This is a genomic window from Mangrovibacterium lignilyticum (assembly GCF_010882175.1).
In the GTDB taxonomy this organism is placed as follows: domain Bacteria; phylum Bacteroidota; class Bacteroidia; order Bacteroidales; family Prolixibacteraceae; genus Mangrovibacterium; species Mangrovibacterium lignilyticum.
Genome location: NZ_WKLH01000004.1, coordinates 224,027 through 241,234, shown reverse-complemented (window position 1 = coordinate 241,234; position 17,208 = coordinate 224,027). Strand labels below are relative to the sequence as shown.

The window sequence follows — 17,208 nt, the reverse complement described above, 5'->3', positions numbered from 1 at the left end:
GATAATGGCCCGAAGCTTAAAAACATTTTTACTTTTCATTGCTGTGAGTCTGTTTTGGACTCCGCTGCTTTTTGCTGCCAATGAAAACGGGCTTGAAAATATCCGCGAAAAAATCAATGCGTTGAATGAGCTTGCCGGCATGGAAGCTGATAATGAAAATTTCATGACCAGCATGCAACTGAGCCAAACTGCATTGGATCTGTCCCAAAAATATGGTCTTCTGGGCGAAGCAGCTTTGGCAAACGAAAATCTCGCCAAAAATTACTTTGGCTTCGACAACAAACCAAAAGCAATTGAATGTTACGAGGAAGCCATACGCCTGAATGAAAAACTGGGTGACAAAGAAAATTCACTTCGTCTGCATAAAAAGGTATCCGACATTTTAATGCAATCAGGAAATTTCCAAAGGTCTTTAGCCCACCTGCAAGACTACCAAAATCTAAAGGACAGCCTGACTACTGCCAGCCAGAAAACCCAAATCGCCGGCTTAAAAAACCAATTTGAAGAAGAAATTTCGAACACTGAGAACAGGTTGATCGCTGTTCAGCAAGAAAAGCAAAAAGCCAATGACATTTTTCTGATCACAGCTATCGGACTTTTGGTGCTTGTCGCCATTGCCCTGATTATTGCAGTGCAAAAACATTTGCAGGTAAAACGATATTTCCTGCGCTTGAACGAGCAAAAAGATCGCATGTTCTCATTGATCAGTCATGGCCTTCGCGGCCCCATTGGAAGCGTGAAAGGCATTTTCGATTTGATTGTGGAACAAGACATGGATGATCCGAAAGAGCTGAAAAGTATCTTAAATGAATCGAGAGAGGTCGTAGACAGCTCATTCAACCTGCTTGAAAACCTGTTGAACTGGTCGAAAAGCCAAACCGGCAACCTGTCTGTCAATCCACAAAAAATAAGCATCGGTAGTTTAGTCAAAGAAAACCTGATGCTATTCACTAGCTCGATCAAGCACAAAAACTTCACGATTGAAAACCATGTCGATGATAATCATTACGCTTATGCCGATATGGAAATGATCAACATCGTAATTCGAAATATTATTTCAAACTCCGTAAAATTCACTCGCACTTCCGGAAAAATATCACTCTACTCGCAAGTTGCAAAGGATCGGCTATTGTTGACTGTTGCTGATACGGGAGTTGGCATGTCTCGGGATATGATTGACGAAATCATGGAAGATGATCCGATCGCCATTGGATACAACGAAGCCAATTACGAAAAAGATCGCGGAATAGGACTGAAGATTTGTAAAGACTTTCTGCAGAAAAATAAAGGGAAACTTGGCATTGAAAGTTCACCAAACCAAGGCAGCCGATTCTTTATTTACCTTCCCCTTAGCGCTTAATCAGTTACAATAGCGGCCGGAATATAAAACTGGAATTCAGAGCCTTGATTTTCCACCGACTCGACCCAGATTTCGCCCCCCAATAAGTTGACAATATTCTTGGATATTGCCAGTCCCAAACCGGTTCCGCCAAAATGTTTCGACAAATGATTACCCGCTTGCATAAAACGCTCAAAAATACTTTTGAGATCCTCTTTTGAGATGCCAATACCTGTATCGATAATCTTAAAATAGAGGCGACCGTCCTTCAGTTCGACCTCCACCCGAACAGAACCGGTAGTCGTAAACTTAATGGCATTACCGATCAAATTGTATAAAACCTGTTTCAACCTGAATTCATCTGAATTACACACGAAAGTTTCCGAAACCCTGTTCTGCATTTCAATGGTGATATCCTTATTCGGATCCTTCTCAATAACTCCCTCAAAATGTCGGTATAAATCGTCCAGCAATTCATTCAAATTAAACTCAGCCTGATTTATTGCGATTTGCCCCGACTCAATTTTAGCAATATCAATGATATCATTAATCAAAGTCATAAGCATCTCGCCATTTTGGAGAATTAAGCGCACAAAATCCTTCCGAACCTCCGGAGCAATCTCTTCATCGTTCAATAACTCAGAGAACCCAAGTATAGCATTCATCGGTGTTCGAATCTCATGTGACATATTGGCCAAAAAGGCTGTTTTCAGCCGATCCGATTCTTGCGCCCGATATTGTTCTTCCACCAATTGTTCATGAACCCGGGCACGCTCCTTTATCATTTCGTTTGCCACCTTCCCCATATTTCGAAATTCCCGAAAATGAATCTTGTCCAAATTAATTCGTTGGTATCGCCCTTTTCCTACCCGGAAAAACCGCGTAAAATGATAAAAATCTGCCTGAAAGTTTTTCTTAAAACGGTACAGTAAATACAGTTCAAGCACCACTGCAATAGCAAGAATCAACAAAATTTGGATGATATTCCAAAGAAGCCCCTTCTTCAACTCGGCATTCTGATTTTGAATTTCAGACTCAATATCTTCAACATAGAAGCCGGCTCCAATAATCCAACCGCAAGGTTTAAAAAAACTGGCATACGAAATCTTTTCCGAATTCTCCTCTTCACCTATTTTATTCCACTTATAACTAAAATATCCACCTTCAGCACTACTTGTTGCCGCTTCTACTTGCTCTTTGAATACTTGTTGCCGATGTGTATCGGTCCCATCATTAAAATTGAAATCCCCCTTGTAAACTTCTCCATCCAACACAACAGGATGACCATCTAGTTCATTCATAAAAACATAACCACCAAGGCGAAAACGTTCGGAACTGATTTTTCGGGCAATCTCCAACTTAAAATCACCATAATAATCATCTAAATAGCACTTTGATCCCAAGTACCAATTATAATGCGGCAACTTCTTTACAAAACAAACCTTTGCTGTCAACTCATCATGCTCTCCAAATGAGCCAAGTTTATAATTTAGAAAACCTTCTCCCTTTTCATGAATAAGTTCAATCTCGGATTGAACAACCAAATTACCATGGCGATCTTCCATATCCAACAGATCCTTTCCGCTAAACTCAGGATTCCCTTGATAATAGATACCTCTTCCATCTAAATGATTAATGAAAACATGTGAGTATGGAGAGAAACTTCTCAATGAAGAAACAGCTGTAATAATCAGTTTTTGTAATTCCCCCTCCGCCATCGAATTATGATAATTCGAATAAAGGACCTCTGCAACTTGACTGGCTTTAATGACGCTTTCTTTCAACTCATCAGCTATTCGGTTGTCAAATTCCTTTTTCTGGTTAGCAATATATTCAACCTCTATAGCCACCAAATCCTTGATAAACTGCTTGTGTTTTTCAATAACATCCTCCCGCATTTGTTTACTCGTCCTTTGGTAGAAAACAAATTGCTGGATTGTAAATGTAAAGCCTACACCCACTGTTATCAAAACCGTTGAGAGAATGACAATCTTCCTAATGTACTCAGGTATTCGTGGTGCAACTATATTCTTTCCCATTAATCTTTAAGGTTTGAATAGTTAATCTGAAATCCGACCCTAAATTATCTAAATAATGAAATAATGTCAGTGTTTCTTCAAAATAGTTACAAAATACCGATGGAAGTGTCCAATTTGAAAATACACCTTAATATTTGCACTTAAAGAGCTGAAGACGAGCGACCATCGTTATTTTCCGCTGTTAAAACATGTTAAACATTTTGAACAAAATAAAAAGACAAAAACACTGGCACTCTTTATGCGTTAAATTTACACGCAATTCAAACGATTTTATATGGTGAATAAAAAATACTGAATGCTATGAAGAATGTTAAAAATTTAGGTTTAACGCTGATTATCGCTTTTGGAAGTGCATTTGTGACCCTGTGGGCTTACACCCAATTTTTTGAAGAACCGCAGGTTGTTCGGGTTGAAGAAAAACAAGCTATGCAATATGCAAATTTGCCTTCAGCCCCGCAAGGTGAAGCTCCGGACTTAACTTACGCTGCAGAAAATTCGGTTCATGCAGTCGTTCACGTCAAAGTTACTTCGAAAGAGGATGTCACAACCTACAGTAATCCATTCTACGATTGGTTTTACGGTGATCGTTATCAAAGACAACAGCCCCGCGTTAGAGAAGGCTCCGGCTCTGGTGTAATCATTTCATCGGATGGCTACATTGTTACAAACAACCATGTCATCGACCAGGCAGATGACATAAAAGTTGTATTAAACGACAAGCGAGAATTTGAAGCCAAGCTGGTTGGACGAGATGAAACGACCGACATCGCACTTCTAAAAATCGAAGCAGAACAATTGACTGCATTGAAATTTGGCAACTCGGATGCCTTAAAACTTGGAGAGTGGGTTTTGGCGGTTGGCAACCCCTTCAACCTCACATCGACTGTTACGGCAGGGATCGTCAGTGCAAAGGGGCGAAATATCGGGATCAACCGTGCAGATATGAGTATCGAATCTTTTATTCAAACCGATGCAGCCGTTAATCCCGGAAATAGTGGAGGAGCGTTGGTCAATATGAATTCAGAATTAGTTGGAATTAACACAGCAATTGCATCGCAAACGGGATCATACTCCGGTTATTCCTTTGCTATTCCTTCAGCAATAGTCCAAAAAGTAATTGGCGATTTAAAACAATACGGACAGGTACAAAGAGCACTTTTAGGGGTCGGAATCTCCGATATCAATGCGAGTGTCGCTGAAAAATTTGATTTGGCTAAAATTGAAGGCGTTTTTGTAGGAAGTGTAAGTCCGGGTGGTGCCGCCGAAGAAGCCGGAATCAAAGAAAATGACGTGATTCTATCAGTTGATGGCGTTTCAGTCAATTCTGTCGCACAATTACAGGAACAAGTCGGCAAACACAGGCCTGGCGACAGCGTAAAAGTTTTGATAAAAAGAGATAATAAATCGAAACCCTACACCGTTACCCTCCGTAACATGCACGGAGATACGGAAATTCTTACCGCTGACGTTAATGAATTTCTTGGAGCCAAATTTGACAATGTTACAGAAAACGAGAAGTACAAACTGCGCATAAACCAAGGAATAAAAATTACAGAATTAAGTCGAGGTAAATTAAAGGATGCCGGTCTGAGAGAAGGATTCATCATTACCCATGTGAACAAGCAAGAGGTGAGCGGGGTTAATGATATGCGAGCGATTGTAAAAAGGGCTAAAGGAGGCATTTTTATTGAAGGTGTATACCCGAACGGAGAACGGGCATATTTTGTCTTTTCAACAGAAGAATAGATAGATATCGGTATATTAACATTTCAATACTGTTTACCCTAAGTTGCTTTTTAATTTGAATAATTGACTTACAAAGTCTATATTTGCACGATTTTTTTTAAAGGGTATGAGACAATTAAAGATTACAAAATCTATTACCAACCGTGAGAGCGCGTCTTTGGACAAGTATTTGCAAGAGATTGGCAAAGAAGAACTTATCACTGTTGAAGAGGAAGTTGAATTAGCACAACGCATTAAAAAAGGCGACCAAGCTGCTTTGGAAAAGCTGACCCGTGCTAACTTACGTTTCGTTGTTTCTGTAGCAAAACAGTACCAGAACCAAGGGTTGAGTCTTCCTGACTTAATCAATGAAGGAAACCTGGGACTTATAAAGGCTGCTGAGAAGTTTGATGAAACGCGTGGGTTCAAGTTTATTTCCTACGCAGTATGGTGGATTCGCCAGTCAATTCTTCAGGCTTTGGCCGAGCAATCTCGTATTGTTCGTTTACCGCTAAACCAAGTCGGTTCGTTGAATAAAATCAACAAAGCGTATTCAAAGTTCGAACAAGAGAACGAGCGAAAGCCGTCTCCGGAAGAATTAGCGGAAACCTTGGAGTTGCCTGCTGAAAAGGTTGCTGACACCTTACGGGTATCGGGACGCCATATTTCAGTTGATGCTCCTTTTGTGGAAGGTGAAGACAACAGCCTCCTCGACGTCCTTGTCAACAACGATTCCCCCAATGCCGACCGTGCATTGATCATGGAATCACTTGCAAGAGAAATTGAACGCGCCCTTGCAACCCTTACGGAACGAGAAAGTGACATCATTAGGATGTTCTTTGGAATTGGTTGCCAGGAGATGACCCTGGAAGAAATTGGAGAACGATTCGGCTTAACCCGCGAAAGGGTACGCCAAATTAAAGAAAAAGCCATCCGCAGATTGCGGCATACATCCAGAAGTAAATTGCTAAAATCATATCTTGGATAGTAAAGAAAAAACTTTTTAACCGCCTTTTACGGCGGTTTTTTTTGCTCAAAACTTCGCATTCGACAAAACTAAATCGGTACCTTCAGAACTAAATCAGATCAACCACCCGAAAGTAAATTGCAAGGTTGTACCGGGATCAAGAATCCCTCCAGGACAGAAATATCACAGGAGCTTTAAAGAAAATACCGGCAAAGCTATTTGCTACTTCATAACCTACTAGACTTATTTTCAACTTGGACTTGTTATTGACAACAAAACGTTGACTATATTCTCAAAGTAATGCATCAAACAAAATTGTCACGAATTTGGAAGCGGAAAACAGTTTATGCAGAAAGGAGTCGCATAAGAATTGATGCTAAAAAAGATATCGTATTGGCCAATATCAAAACTCTAATCGATATACATCTAAACTAGAATACTGAGAAGCTTTCCCCAACTGCAACAACGAACTTAAACTCAGAATTAAGTTGAGGTTATTGCTGAATTAATTTTCAGCGCTCAACATCCTATTCAGTCACAAGTTACTTTCAATTTGGTATATTTAGAAACATTCTAAAATAAACAAGAGGTGCTTCCTCGTCAAAACCTGGTGTTATGAGAAAAATTTTGCTGCTATTCATTCTTGTTTTTTGCTACTCCGTTTCGCACGCACAGAAACTAAAAGGAGAACCAGAGAATGAAGGAAATCTGTACAGTAACGTTGTGGACACATTGGTTTCCTTTGTTATTGGGCAAGATGGCAACAATGCCATTGTCGTCTCAGCAGATCAATTTATCCTTCGACGGATTCCGGATTCTTTCTCAGGCATCGAAATATCAAAAACATCGAAATACAAGGTGCAAAAGAAGTTTGATCAATTTGTTTGGATTAGAATTAACAAATTTGTTCTGGATATGGACCGGTTATTTGTATTTGCAAAGATCAAGGAACAAAAGGATGATTTGCTGCAAAACTGGAAATACGAACCGTCAAACTGTAAGTTAACTTACCGTTGCGACCAAAAACAAGGAACATACGAACTAATCGACTTTCAGGCAGTAAAATCTCAACAAGAATAAAATCTCCGGAACTATTCTTGAATGGCTAAATCTGAGCAACAACAACCAAGGGCAAAAGGTCTTCCCCAAATGGCTTTCTATCGAATCCGCTGTAAAAAATAAGCTTAGAGAAGCCAGCCAACAGCAACAACTTCTCCAGTTCATTCTTTTGAACAGGAATCAACTTAGCCGAATTCTCCAAAACAACATTCTCCTGCTTGACTTCCAATCGCGTAATAAAGTCAATTTTAGGTTGATTTGGATCCGGCAGCCTATAATTCCGTTCGAAACGCACAAAATCATTCTCGATTAAAGGCAGACTAGTGATCTGTTTACTAAGAATGTGTTGATAATTCAAGATTTGAAACAAAAGCTTCCCATTGGGTTTCAGCAACTGAGAACACTGCTGAAAAAAATTACGGATCTGGGTTACCGACTCCAAATGAACGAGCGTGTTGCCAAAACAGATAAGCGCATCAAAGTAGTGATTCGGAAAATGGGAAGTAATGGTCATCATATCCATCGTCTTGAACGATAGATCAACAGAGCCATTTTCAGCCACTGCTCTTTTGATCATATCTTCATTCAGGTCAATACCGATTCCCAGCCCTCCAAGTTGGCACAAAGCACCAGCCACCTGCCCGGTTGAACAACCGATGTCCATAAAAGTGAATTCCTCCAACGAGCTAAATTCTGATTGAATAAATCTGATCTGCTGATTGTTTAACGGGAAAATATGCTCGTAATAGCTTGCAATAGAACTATAAAATGCTTCCTGCCCCATTAGTTTTCGTCCTCCACTCTATTAAAACAGCCCAACAAACAGAAAGTTTTGCCCCTTGAGATCCCCCAAAAGCTATCCACGGACCTCATTCAATAAGCCTTCACAAGCGTCTTCCAGGATATCCAGTACCAATTCAAAACCATCGGCTCCTCCGTAATAAGGATCTGGTACGGAATAATGTCCACCATGGCTACAAAAATCGGTCATTTTAAAAATCTTGCCCATATCTTCAATCGACGAAGACAGGTCCTGTAAATCATTTACATTATCGTCATCCATCCCAATAATATAATCGAACTGATCAAAATCAACAGAAGGATCAAATTTTCGCGCAATCGAAGTCAAACGATACCCCCGTCGAATCGCATGGCTCTGCATACGCTGATCCGCGGTTTCACCTTCATGGTAAGCCGCGGTTCCAGCTGAATCACATTCAATCATATCAGTAAGCCCGGCTTTTTTTACCAGACCATTAAAGACCGCCTCTGCACTCGGTGACCGACAAATGTTACCAAGACAGACAAATAATACTCTTTTCTTCATAATGTAAACAATTCAAATTCATGGTCAATCTGATTTAAGATCAACATAAGTTCCACTCCGCATCGCAGAGACCCACCAAACAAAATTAGTGCTTTCCTTATTCCTTGAAACAGAACAACAAAAACTTAACCCAACATTAACTTTCAGCACTTTATTTTGAATTTCACTTAAATTTAGAGAGATTTGGTCACTTTATTTTGATATATGAAAGACTTTACCGAAGGGAGTGAGGCGCGTCTAATTCTGCAATTTTCTATTCCGCTTGTACTTGGAAATATCTTCCAAAATTTATACAACATTGTGGACAGTGTTATTGTCGGCAATTTTTTAGGAAAAGAAGCTTTGGGAGCCGTTGGAGCATCCTTCCCTATCATCTTCACATTAATATCAATGGTGATTGGCATCGGGTCTGGTGCATCTACTGTCATATCGCAATACTTCGGAGCCAAGCAACTGGACCAGGTACGCCGAACAATCGATACAATTTTCATTTTCTTCCTCTTCTCTTCAATACTCGTCACATCAATCGGAATAGTCTTCAGTCGATCGATTTTCGTTTTACTTCAGCTGCCTGAAGAAATGCTTCCGGAGGCCATCACGTACCTGAATATTTACCTTTCGGGAATGTTCTTTTTCTTTGGATTTGCTGGAATTAGCTCAATTCTAAGGGGAATGGGTGACGCCAAAACGCCCCTTCGTTTCATGATCTTATCCACAGTCAACAACATTGTTTTCGACCTGCTTTTCGTTGTCGTATTCAAGTGGGGAATTGAGGGTGTTGCGCTGGCAACTGTTGTTTCTCAAGCATTGGCTTTTTTCTCAGCAACCTGGTATTTAAACAAGAAACACCCCATCATTAATCTATCATTTCGCAAATACTTTTTTGACAAATCGATTTTCAAGAGTTGTGTTAGAATCGGGTTGCCAACCGGGTTTCAACAATCGTTTATCGCTTTTGGTATGATGGCAATTATGGGTATTGTAAATACCTTCGGAACCAATGCAGTTGCGGCATACACCGCTGCGATGCGGGTCGACTCCTTTGCAAAAATGCCTGCACTGACCTTCAGTTCAGCTTTATCGTCATTTGTGGGACAAAACCTGGGAGCTTTTCAGGAAAAAAGAGCACGTCGCGGACTAAAAATGACCATCGTCTTTTCGTTAACCTATTCGGTCATCATATCGTTAATCATTATCGTTTTCGGAAAATACATTATTCGAATATTTACTCCTGACGAGGCTGTTATCTCCATTGGTCAGGATTACCTGGTTATTGTCTCATCTTTCTACCTGCTTTTATCTGTCATGTTCGCTTTCACTGGTTTTTTGAGAGGTGCCGGAGCAACATTAATTCCCATGCTGACCACCCTCACCTCTTTATATCTGGTCAGAATTCCCTTGGCCTATTGGCTATCCGACTTGATTGGAGTAAACGGGATTTGGTGGGCCGAACCGGCGGCCTGGCTCATTGGAATGATCATCTTAATCGTCTATTATTTCACAGGTAGGTGGAAAGGAAAGGTCGTGATAAAAGACTCATCGAACACCAGATAAGGGCTACATCGAGTTCAATTCAATACTTTTTCGCTTGAATTCGCTTCAAAAGTTAACTTACTTCTTTAGATTGATTTCAAATTAACACAACGCATAATTAATTTCAGTCCCTTGATATCAGACAGTTAGACTCCGTCTTTTTTTAACTATCTGATTTACTTCTGCCTAAAAACATTAAATCACAGGAATCCTGCCACCCGATTATTGCTAAATTCATAGGTGTATTTCGCTAAAACAAACATCTAACCGCAACCATGTTGCATAAAAACAAAACCTTATGAATGCTATTTTCTGGCTTGTACCACTCTGTTCTATAGTGGCCCTGATTTTCGCATGGTTCTTTTTTAAGTCCATGATGAAAAATTCGGAAGGTACACCCCGAATGATTGAAATTGCACAGTACGTGCGCGAAGGGGCCATGGCCTACCTTTACCGCCAATACAAAGTTGTTGGCATCGTCTTCGTTATTTTATTACTTATTTTATTGCTGCTCGCATACCTGGGTGTACAAAACCCATTTGTTCCGGTGGCTTTCCTTACCGGAGGTTTCTTTTCCGGTCTTTGCGGATTCCTGGGAATGAAAACAGCCACATACGCGTCTGCACGGACTGCGCATGGAGCTTCAAAATCCTTGAACCAAGGGTTGAAAGTTGCCTTTCGGAGTGGAGCTGTTATGGGATTGGTTGTCGTTGGCTTTGGCCTCTTAGATATCGCAGCCTGGTACCTATTCCTGAATAAAGTGATCTTCACGCCGGAACATATGGCCAACGGTCTCCATCTGATCGGACTAAAATTGGTTCATGCCGGAACCACTGACCATCAAAAATTAATTGAGATCACCACAACCATGTTAACCTTCGGAATGGGTGCTTCAACCCAAGCACTATTTGCCCGTGTCGGTGGTGGAATTTACACCAAAGCTGCCGACGTTGGTGCAGACCTTGTTGGTAAAGTTGAAGCCGGAATTCCGGAAGACGACCCTCGCAACCCGGCTACAATTGCCGATAACGTGGGTGACAATGTTGGTGATGTTGCCGGTATGGGTGCCGACTTGTACGAATCGTACTGCGGATCGATTTTGGCAACCGCTGCCCTGGGCGCTGCACTACCTGCCCTTTCGCTCCAAAAATCCGGTATGGAAACCGAGATGGCGGTTATTGCGCCAATGATCGTTGCTGCCGTAGGAATCATCTTTTCCATTCTCGGTATCTTCATGGTTCGCACCAAGGAATCTGCCACTCAGAAAAACCTGCTGAACGCTTTGTTGCTCGGTACCGGTGGATCTTCTGTCATGATATTACTAGCCATGCTTGGGATGGCCTACATGGGTTGGATTACTTACGGTGTATTCGGATCAGTAGTGATCGGACTGGCTGCCGGTGTTATTATTGGTCAGGCGACTGAATATTTCACGTCCGATGAATACGGTCCAACCAAGGGGATCGCCAAACAAGCTCTGCAGGGTCCTGCCACAACGATTATCGACGGTATTGCTGTTGGTATGTATTCGACCTGGATTCCCGTCATAACAATTGTACTTGGCATTATCGGTTCATTTTGGTCTGCAGGTGGTGCTACCGACTTTGCCATGGGCGTATATGGTATTGGTTTCGCCGCAGTAGGGATGCTGTCAACCTTAGGAATTACATTGGCAACAGATGCTTTTGGCCCTATTGCCGACAACGCCGGTGGTAATGCAGAAATGGCTGAATTACCCAAAGAAGTTCGTGAACGTACAGACGCACTTGACATGCTGGGAAATACAACCGCCGCCACCGGAAAAGGATTTGCGATCGGTTCAGCAGCGTTGACTGCCATGGCGCTGATTTCGGCTTATATGGAAGAAATTCGACTGTGGTTTGGAAAAATAGCCGGTCCGGATGGATTTGTCACCAAAGGCGACTATATCTTCTACACTTCGGTAAAACCAGCCATCGAAGAAGGAATGAAAACAGTTCAAATTTCTGCAGCTTCTGTCAAGGACTTCTCGGCTGCTTACGATATCACACTCTTCAACCCGCTGTTTTTGGGTGGACTTTTTATTGGATCCATGATGGCTTTTGTTTTCTGCGCGATGACCATGAAAGCAGTTGGTCGTGCTGCAGGAGCGATGGTTGAAGAAGTTCGTCGTCAGTTCCGCGAAATTGCCGGAATTATGGAAGGTAAAGCCACTCCGGAATATGCCAAGTGTGTTGAAATTTCAACTAAAGGCGCTCAACGCGAGATGTTGCTGCCATCACTCATCGCGATTATCGTTCCGGTTGCCGTTGGCGCTATAATGGGCGTTGCAGGTGTCGTTGGTCTGCTCGCCGGTGGTCTGACATCCGGATTTACATTGGCCGTTATGTTGAATAATTCCGGTGGTGCCTGGGACAACGCGAAGAAATTTGTTGAAAAAGGAAACTACGGTGGAAAAGGTAGTGAGACCCACAAAGCAAGTGTGGTTGGCGACACCGTTGGCGACCCTTTTAAAGATACCTCCGGTCCTTCTCTGAATATCCTCATCAAATTGATGACGATGGTTTCAGTTGTAATGGCTGGTTTGACTGTAACACTGTCTCTAATGTAAACAACCCGAATACTTGGATTTTGAGAACCTGCAGGCCTGGCTTGCAGGTTTTTTTCTATTCTCCCCAAATATTAACCGGCCTGAAACTTTAATTTCAGCTAAATTCTTGCTATTTTAATAAGCGATTAGAAATCGTTTTGCTACAATCAGTTATTTGTTTTTAAACCATGAACAAAAGATTGATTAAGACAGTTTAACTAGCAGACAACAATCCAAAAAAAATCAATATTATGGCAGACTTATCCACCAGCTACATGGGTTTAAAATTAAAGAACCCAATTATCTTAGGCGCCAGCAATTTGGTTACAAAGCCTGAATCAATAGAACAAATTGAAGAAGCAGGAATCGGCGCAATCGTTTATAAATCGCTATTCGAAGAACAAATTCAATTGGAATCCATCCAATTGGATGAAGACTTACATGAATACGAAGAGCGAAATGCCGAAATGACCAAGCTCTTTCCTGATATGGAGCATGCCGGTCCAAAAGAACATTTATTGAATGTCAAGACTCTTAAGAAAAAAGTCAACGTTCCTGTCATTGCCAGTCTGAATGCCATTTACGAGACAACTTGGGTTGACTACGCCAAGGAATTGGAACAAACCGGAGTTGATGCACTTGAAATTAACTTATACGCTGTTCCCGGTTATTTCGAAATTGAGGGTGAAAAGCTGGAAGAAAAGCAAATTCAAGTTGTGAAAAGCGTGAAGAAAGCCGTTAAAATTCCGGTGAGTGTGAAACTGAGCCCATTTTACTCCAACACCCTGAATTTTATAAAAAAACTAGATGAAGCAGGTGCTGACGGATACATTTTATTCAACCGTTTCTTCCAACCGGAAATTGATATTGATACCGAAAAATTTTACTACCCCTGGGATTTGACACACGAGCGCGACCATCAATTGGCATTGCGTTATGCCGGCCTGTTACATGGAAACATTGATGCCAGCATTTGTGCCAGCCGCGGTATTTCCAACTCTGCCGATGTCATCAAAATGTTACTTGCCGGTGCCGATGTTGTTCAAATGGTTTCAGCTTTCTACAGAAACCAACCTTCTTATGCAGCCACTTTAATCACAGAACTAAATGAATGGATGGACAACAAAGGCTATAAAAAGATTAGTGATTTCCGAGGCAAACTATCTCGCAAAAATCTGAAAGATCCGTTTACTTATCAACGTGCACAGTATGTTGACATCCTGATGAAATCGGAAGAAATTTTCAAGACACATCCAATGGTTTAAAATCGACTTAATTCATCATACGAAGCTCCTGAATCAGGAGCTTTTTTTTGCCATGAACCAAATAAAATGAATTGTTTGCCCACTGATACCGGCCAAATCATTTTTTTACGACAGCTGAAAAATCAGGAAATATATTTCTAAACCGTTGTGGTAATTCATCTATAAAACAAACCTTCTCTCCGGTAAACGGATGGACAAAACTCAACGACCAGGCATGTAAGTACAATCCCTGACCGTTTAAAATTAAGCCTTCTGTTCCGTATGTTTTATCACCCAATATTGGATTACCATTTGCAGACAAGTGAATTCTCAACTGGTGCCTTCTTCCGGTTTGCGGTTTTAGCTCGAGCAGATTCAATTGTCCGAATTTCGGAGACGGCACCGAATCGATTAAACGATAATGCGATCGTGCTTCCTTGCCCTCAATGTCCGAGGTAATCTCTCCCCTCTCCTTCATTTCACCAATTGTAACAGCATAATAAGTTTTCTCAATTACTTTGTCAGCGAATAGCTGATTCAATGCCTGAATACTACTGCTCGCTTTTCCAACCAACAGAACGCCGGTAGTACCATAATCCAGCCGATGAACCGGCTTCGGGATCGTCGCATCGAGAAGTTTACTCGGTCTTAAATTTTGGGGCAGGGCATTAGCAATTGTTTTAAACCGATTGCCGCTGACCAAAATACCCGCCGGTTTATGAATGACAGCTAAGTATTCATCTTCGAACAAAACATCAAGCGGTAAAATGAGTTTCTTTTGGGAAAGGATCTCTTTCGAAATAGCCAAACAAATGGTTTCACCGCCCCTGATAAATGTTGCTGTTGAAGCCAGCTCACCATTCACCGTCACAAACTCTTTCTTGATGGCCTTTTTCAAGGCAGACTTTGTTGATGCAAGGGTGAAAATACCGACGCCATATTCCTGAAGGCGAATAGGAGAACTCAGCTGCGGGACACTATGGGTTTCTTGAGGAATGATGCTATTTCCCTTTTTTTGAATATTCGTGATTGAAATCTTTACTCTACAATTGAGACGCGGACTTTTTTATTCTTCAATTTACTGTTATCAACCAATTGAAGCAATTGTTTCACTTTTACTGAATGAACCGCTGCAAACGCACAGTCCTGTTTCAGCTCTATCATACCTAACTGATCCTTTCCCAATTTTCCTTGCTTGAAAAATAATCCTGCCAGGTCACCTTTTGAAATTTTATCTTTTCGGCCACCGGAGATAAACAAGGTCGTCCAGATTGACGCTTCAGGAACTGGAGCAGTCTTGAGCTCTTCAACTTCCACCTCACTAATGAAATCGGGTAACTGATCCTCTTCCCATTGTAAAATATAAGCTGTACCATCGCTGAACATACGAGCCGTACGCCCGTTCCGGTGCGTAAATTCATGGCTTCGTCCGGGAAGTTGGTAATGAATGATAAACCGAATTTCAGGAATATCAATCCCTCGTGCTGCCAGGTCTGTCGCTAACAACAATTGATGCGTCCCATTGCGGAATTTGATCAACGCTCTTTCCCGGTCAATCTGTTCCATGCCCCCATGAAAACAACCATGTGTAATTCCTTTTTCTGCCAGGAAGTTGCTAACCCGCTCAATACTCTCTTTGTAATTGCAGAAAATAATGCCGGGCTCGTTCCCGATGTGACACAGCGCCTCAACCAAGGTTTGCAACTTATCTTTCAATGGTGAGATGATTGTTTTGATCGTCAGTTGAGACTCGCCTTCTTCCAGGAAGTCCAGCACAGCCGGTTTTTTCAGTCCCACAAAAGTCGGAACAGACGCATGCATGGTGGCTGAAGTCAACACCTTCTTTTTCAAATTCGGAAGGAAGGTGATTATTTCGCTCATTTCAAGCTCGAAACCAACCTCCAGTGATTTGTCAAACTCGTCGAGTACAAGTGTCTGCACATGGTCTGTTACAAAAGTTTCGCGACGTAAATGATCGGCAATACGACCAGGTGTTCCAATCAGTATTGCCGGTGTCGTTTTCAGGTTCAGCTTATCTTTCGAGAATGACTGCCCCCCATAAACCGCGTTGGTTTTAAAGCCAGCGCCCATTTCTCGAGTAACCTGTTCGATTTGGATGGCCAGCTCCCTTGTCGGAACGATCACCATCGCCTGCACTTCTGCACACTCGCGATCCAACCCGGCAACCAGCGGTAGCATAAACGCCAGTGTTTTACCCGATCCTGTTGGTGAAAGCAAAACGACCTCTGCGTTGGAATGAATGGCCAACTGAGCTTCCTCCTGCATCGGATTCAGCTGTGCAATATTCAGTTTGGCCAGTATATTTTTCTGATTTTTAATTGACTTCGACATGGCGCAAAGATAAGGGAATTTGTTTCTGCCCGATAAAGGCTAAATTTGCAGACTCAGAAAATAAGTTCCATGGCCGAAAAGAAAAAGATTCATCCAACCATAAAATCGAAATTGCACCCACGTAATAAAAACAGGGAGCGCTACAATTTTGGGCAACTCATTGCAGTTTGTCCGGAACTGAAGTCGTTCGTGAAATTGAATCCCTATGGTGATGAATCGATTGATTTTGGGAATCCCAAAGCTGTTAAAATTCTCAACAAAGCGATTCTGTCGGCGAATTATAGCTTAAATTACTGGGACATTCCCGATAATTATTTGTGCCCGCCGATTCCGGGACGAGCCGATTACATTCATCATGCAGCTGATTTACTGGCCAACTCACACGGTGGGCAATTACCGACAGGATCAGCAATCAACTGCCTGGATATTGGCGTCGGGGCCAACTGCATTTATCCGATTATTGGAACGATGGAATATGGTTGGTCTTTTGTGGGTGCTGACATTGATCCCATCGCGATTGAATCGGCGAACAAAATTGTCAATCAAAATTCCATTTTATCGGGAAAGATCAAACTTCGCCAACAAAACAAGGCAACGAATATCTTTGAGGGCATCATTGAAGCCAACGAGAAATTTGACCTGACCATCTGCAACCCGCCCTTTCATGCTTCAGCTGCTGAAGCGCAAGCCGGAACCCAGCGTAAAAACAGAAACCTGAAGCAAAAGGCAGCCATGAAACCAAGCCTCAACTTTGGTGGTCAAAGCAACGAACTTTGGTGCGACGGTGGTGAAGAAATGTTCCTGCAACGCATGATTCACCAAAGTAAACAATTTGAAAAGTCCTGCCTGTGGTTCACCAGTTTGGTATCAAAAAGCGAACGTCTGCCGCGAATCTACCAAACCTTAAAACAGGTCGAAGCAATAGACATAAAAACGATCAACATGGGACAGGGAAATAAAATCAGTCGCATAGTGGCCTGGACTTTTCTTTCGAAAAAAGAGCAACAGACGTGGGTAAAAGGTTGGAAGTAACCTGTACGAAATCAATCAACCT

The 17,208-nt window shown here is 41.8% G+C and carries 13 protein-coding genes; 8 read left to right on the top strand and 5 right to left on the bottom strand.

Going from position 1 to position 17,208, the window contains the following annotated elements; all coding sequences use genetic code 11:
* Positions 1–4: 4 nt before the first annotated feature.
* Entirely contained in the window at positions 5–1,360 is a 1,356-nt protein-coding gene (locus GJV22_RS18610; protein ID WP_163717429.1) for an ATP-binding protein, read from the top strand.
* Here the strand turns inward: GJV22_RS18610 and GJV22_RS18605 are convergent.
* A complete protein-coding gene (locus GJV22_RS18605; RefSeq protein WP_163717428.1) occupies positions 1,357–3,378 on the bottom strand; it encodes a cache domain-containing protein in 2,022 nt (673 codons plus the stop codon). The genes GJV22_RS18610 and GJV22_RS18605 overlap by 4 nt on opposite strands.
* Before the next feature lie 300 nt (positions 3,379–3,678).
* Between GJV22_RS18605 and GJV22_RS18600 the strand changes: the two genes are divergently transcribed.
* The 3 genes from GJV22_RS18600 (at position 3,679) to GJV22_RS18590 (ending at position 7,150) form a co-directional block, all read left to right on the top strand.
* A complete protein-coding gene (locus GJV22_RS18600) occupies positions 3,679–5,124 on the top strand; it encodes a Do family serine endopeptidase (protein ID WP_163717426.1) in 1,446 nt (481 codons plus the stop codon).
* Positions 5,125–5,230: 106 nt separating this feature from the next.
* Positions 5,231–6,091, top strand: coding sequence for a sigma-70 family RNA polymerase sigma factor (locus GJV22_RS18595; protein ID WP_163717424.1), 861 nt, complete (start codon positions 5,231–5,233; stop codon positions 6,089–6,091).
* Positions 6,092–6,685: 594 nt separating this feature from the next.
* Positions 6,686–7,150: a hypothetical protein gene (locus GJV22_RS18590; RefSeq protein ID WP_163717423.1), complete on the top strand. Its 465-nt coding sequence runs from the start codon at positions 6,686–6,688 to the stop codon at positions 7,148–7,150.
* Between the two features lie 25 nt (positions 7,151–7,175).
* Here GJV22_RS18590 and GJV22_RS18585 read toward each other — a convergent pair whose 3' ends face one another.
* Both GJV22_RS18585 and GJV22_RS18580 read right to left on the bottom strand, forming a co-directional pair.
* Positions 7,176–7,913 carry a class I SAM-dependent methyltransferase gene (locus GJV22_RS18585; RefSeq protein WP_163717421.1) on the bottom strand — a complete coding sequence of 246 codons (738 nt, stop codon included), beginning with the start codon at positions 7,911–7,913 and terminating at the stop codon, positions 7,176–7,178.
* A gap of 72 nt (positions 7,914–7,985) precedes the next feature.
* Positions 7,986–8,456: a low molecular weight protein-tyrosine-phosphatase gene (locus tag GJV22_RS18580; RefSeq protein WP_163717419.1), complete on the bottom strand. Its 471-nt coding sequence runs from the start codon at positions 8,454–8,456 to the stop codon at positions 7,986–7,988.
* Positions 8,457–8,660: 204 nt separating this feature from the next.
* Between GJV22_RS18580 and GJV22_RS18575 the strand changes: the two genes are divergently transcribed.
* From GJV22_RS18575 to GJV22_RS18565, 3 genes are all read left to right on the top strand, one after another.
* On the top strand, positions 8,661–10,010 hold the full coding sequence (locus GJV22_RS18575; RefSeq protein ID WP_163717417.1) for an MATE family efflux transporter: 1,350 nt from the start codon (positions 8,661–8,663) through the stop codon (positions 10,008–10,010).
* A 277-nt stretch (positions 10,011–10,287) separates the two neighbouring features.
* Entirely contained in the window at positions 10,288–12,579 is a 2,292-nt protein-coding gene (locus GJV22_RS18570) for a sodium-translocating pyrophosphatase (RefSeq protein ID WP_163717415.1), read from the top strand.
* Between the two features lie 230 nt (positions 12,580–12,809).
* Positions 12,810–13,823: a dihydroorotate dehydrogenase-like protein gene (locus GJV22_RS18565; RefSeq protein ID WP_163717413.1), complete on the top strand. Its 1,014-nt coding sequence runs from the start codon at positions 12,810–12,812 to the stop codon at positions 13,821–13,823.
* A 97-nt stretch (positions 13,824–13,920) separates the two neighbouring features.
* Here GJV22_RS18565 and GJV22_RS18560 read toward each other — a convergent pair whose 3' ends face one another.
* The gene (locus tag GJV22_RS18560) at positions 13,921–14,700 is read right to left on the bottom strand and encodes an RluA family pseudouridine synthase (RefSeq protein ID WP_205461949.1); all 780 of its coding nucleotides are present in this window, start codon (positions 14,698–14,700) and stop codon (positions 13,921–13,923) included.
* 140 nt (positions 14,701–14,840) lie between these two features.
* Complete coding sequence (locus GJV22_RS18555) at positions 14,841–16,154, bottom strand: DEAD/DEAH box helicase (protein ID WP_163717411.1); 1,314 nt, start codon at positions 16,152–16,154, stop codon at positions 14,841–14,843.
* Between the two features lie 69 nt (positions 16,155–16,223).
* Here GJV22_RS18555 and rlmF point away from each other — a divergent pair, with 69 nt between their 5' ends.
* Positions 16,224–17,186, top strand: coding sequence for a 23S rRNA (adenine(1618)-N(6))-methyltransferase RlmF (gene rlmF, locus GJV22_RS18550; protein ID WP_163717409.1), 963 nt, complete (start codon positions 16,224–16,226; stop codon positions 17,184–17,186).
* Positions 17,187–17,208 lie beyond the last annotated feature (22 nt).

What these genes read in the sequence shown, in the direction of transcription:
- GJV22_RS18580 (WP_163717419.1), bottom strand. Translation starts at nt 8,456, where the DNA reads ATGAAGAAAAGAGTATTATTTGTCTGTCTTGGTAACATTTGTCGGTCA.
- GJV22_RS18605 (WP_163717428.1), bottom strand. Translation starts at nt 3,378, where the DNA reads ATGGGAAAGAATATAGTTGCACCACGAATACCTGAGTACATTAGGAAG.
- rlmF (WP_163717409.1), top strand. Translation starts at nt 16,224, where the DNA reads ATGGCCGAAAAGAAAAAGATTCATCCAACCATAAAATCGAAATTGCAC.
- GJV22_RS18595 (WP_163717424.1), top strand. Translation starts at nt 5,231, where the DNA reads ATGAGACAATTAAAGATTACAAAATCTATTACCAACCGTGAGAGCGCG.
- GJV22_RS18590 (WP_163717423.1), top strand. Translation starts at nt 6,686, where the DNA reads ATGAGAAAAATTTTGCTGCTATTCATTCTTGTTTTTTGCTACTCCGTT.
- GJV22_RS18575 (WP_163717417.1), top strand. Translation starts at nt 8,661, where the DNA reads ATGAAAGACTTTACCGAAGGGAGTGAGGCGCGTCTAATTCTGCAATTT.
- GJV22_RS18570 (WP_163717415.1), top strand. Translation starts at nt 10,288, where the DNA reads ATGAATGCTATTTTCTGGCTTGTACCACTCTGTTCTATAGTGGCCCTG.
- GJV22_RS18565 (WP_163717413.1), top strand. Translation starts at nt 12,810, where the DNA reads ATGGCAGACTTATCCACCAGCTACATGGGTTTAAAATTAAAGAACCCA.
- GJV22_RS18600 (WP_163717426.1), top strand. Translation starts at nt 3,679, where the DNA reads ATGAAGAATGTTAAAAATTTAGGTTTAACGCTGATTATCGCTTTTGGA.
- GJV22_RS18610 (WP_163717429.1), top strand. Translation starts at nt 5, where the DNA reads ATGGCCCGAAGCTTAAAAACATTTTTACTTTTCATTGCTGTGAGTCTG.
- GJV22_RS18555 (WP_163717411.1), bottom strand. Translation starts at nt 16,154, where the DNA reads ATGTCGAAGTCAATTAAAAATCAGAAAAATATACTGGCCAAACTGAAT.
- GJV22_RS18585 (WP_163717421.1), bottom strand. Translation starts at nt 7,913, where the DNA reads ATGGGGCAGGAAGCATTTTATAGTTCTATTGCAAGCTATTACGAGCAT.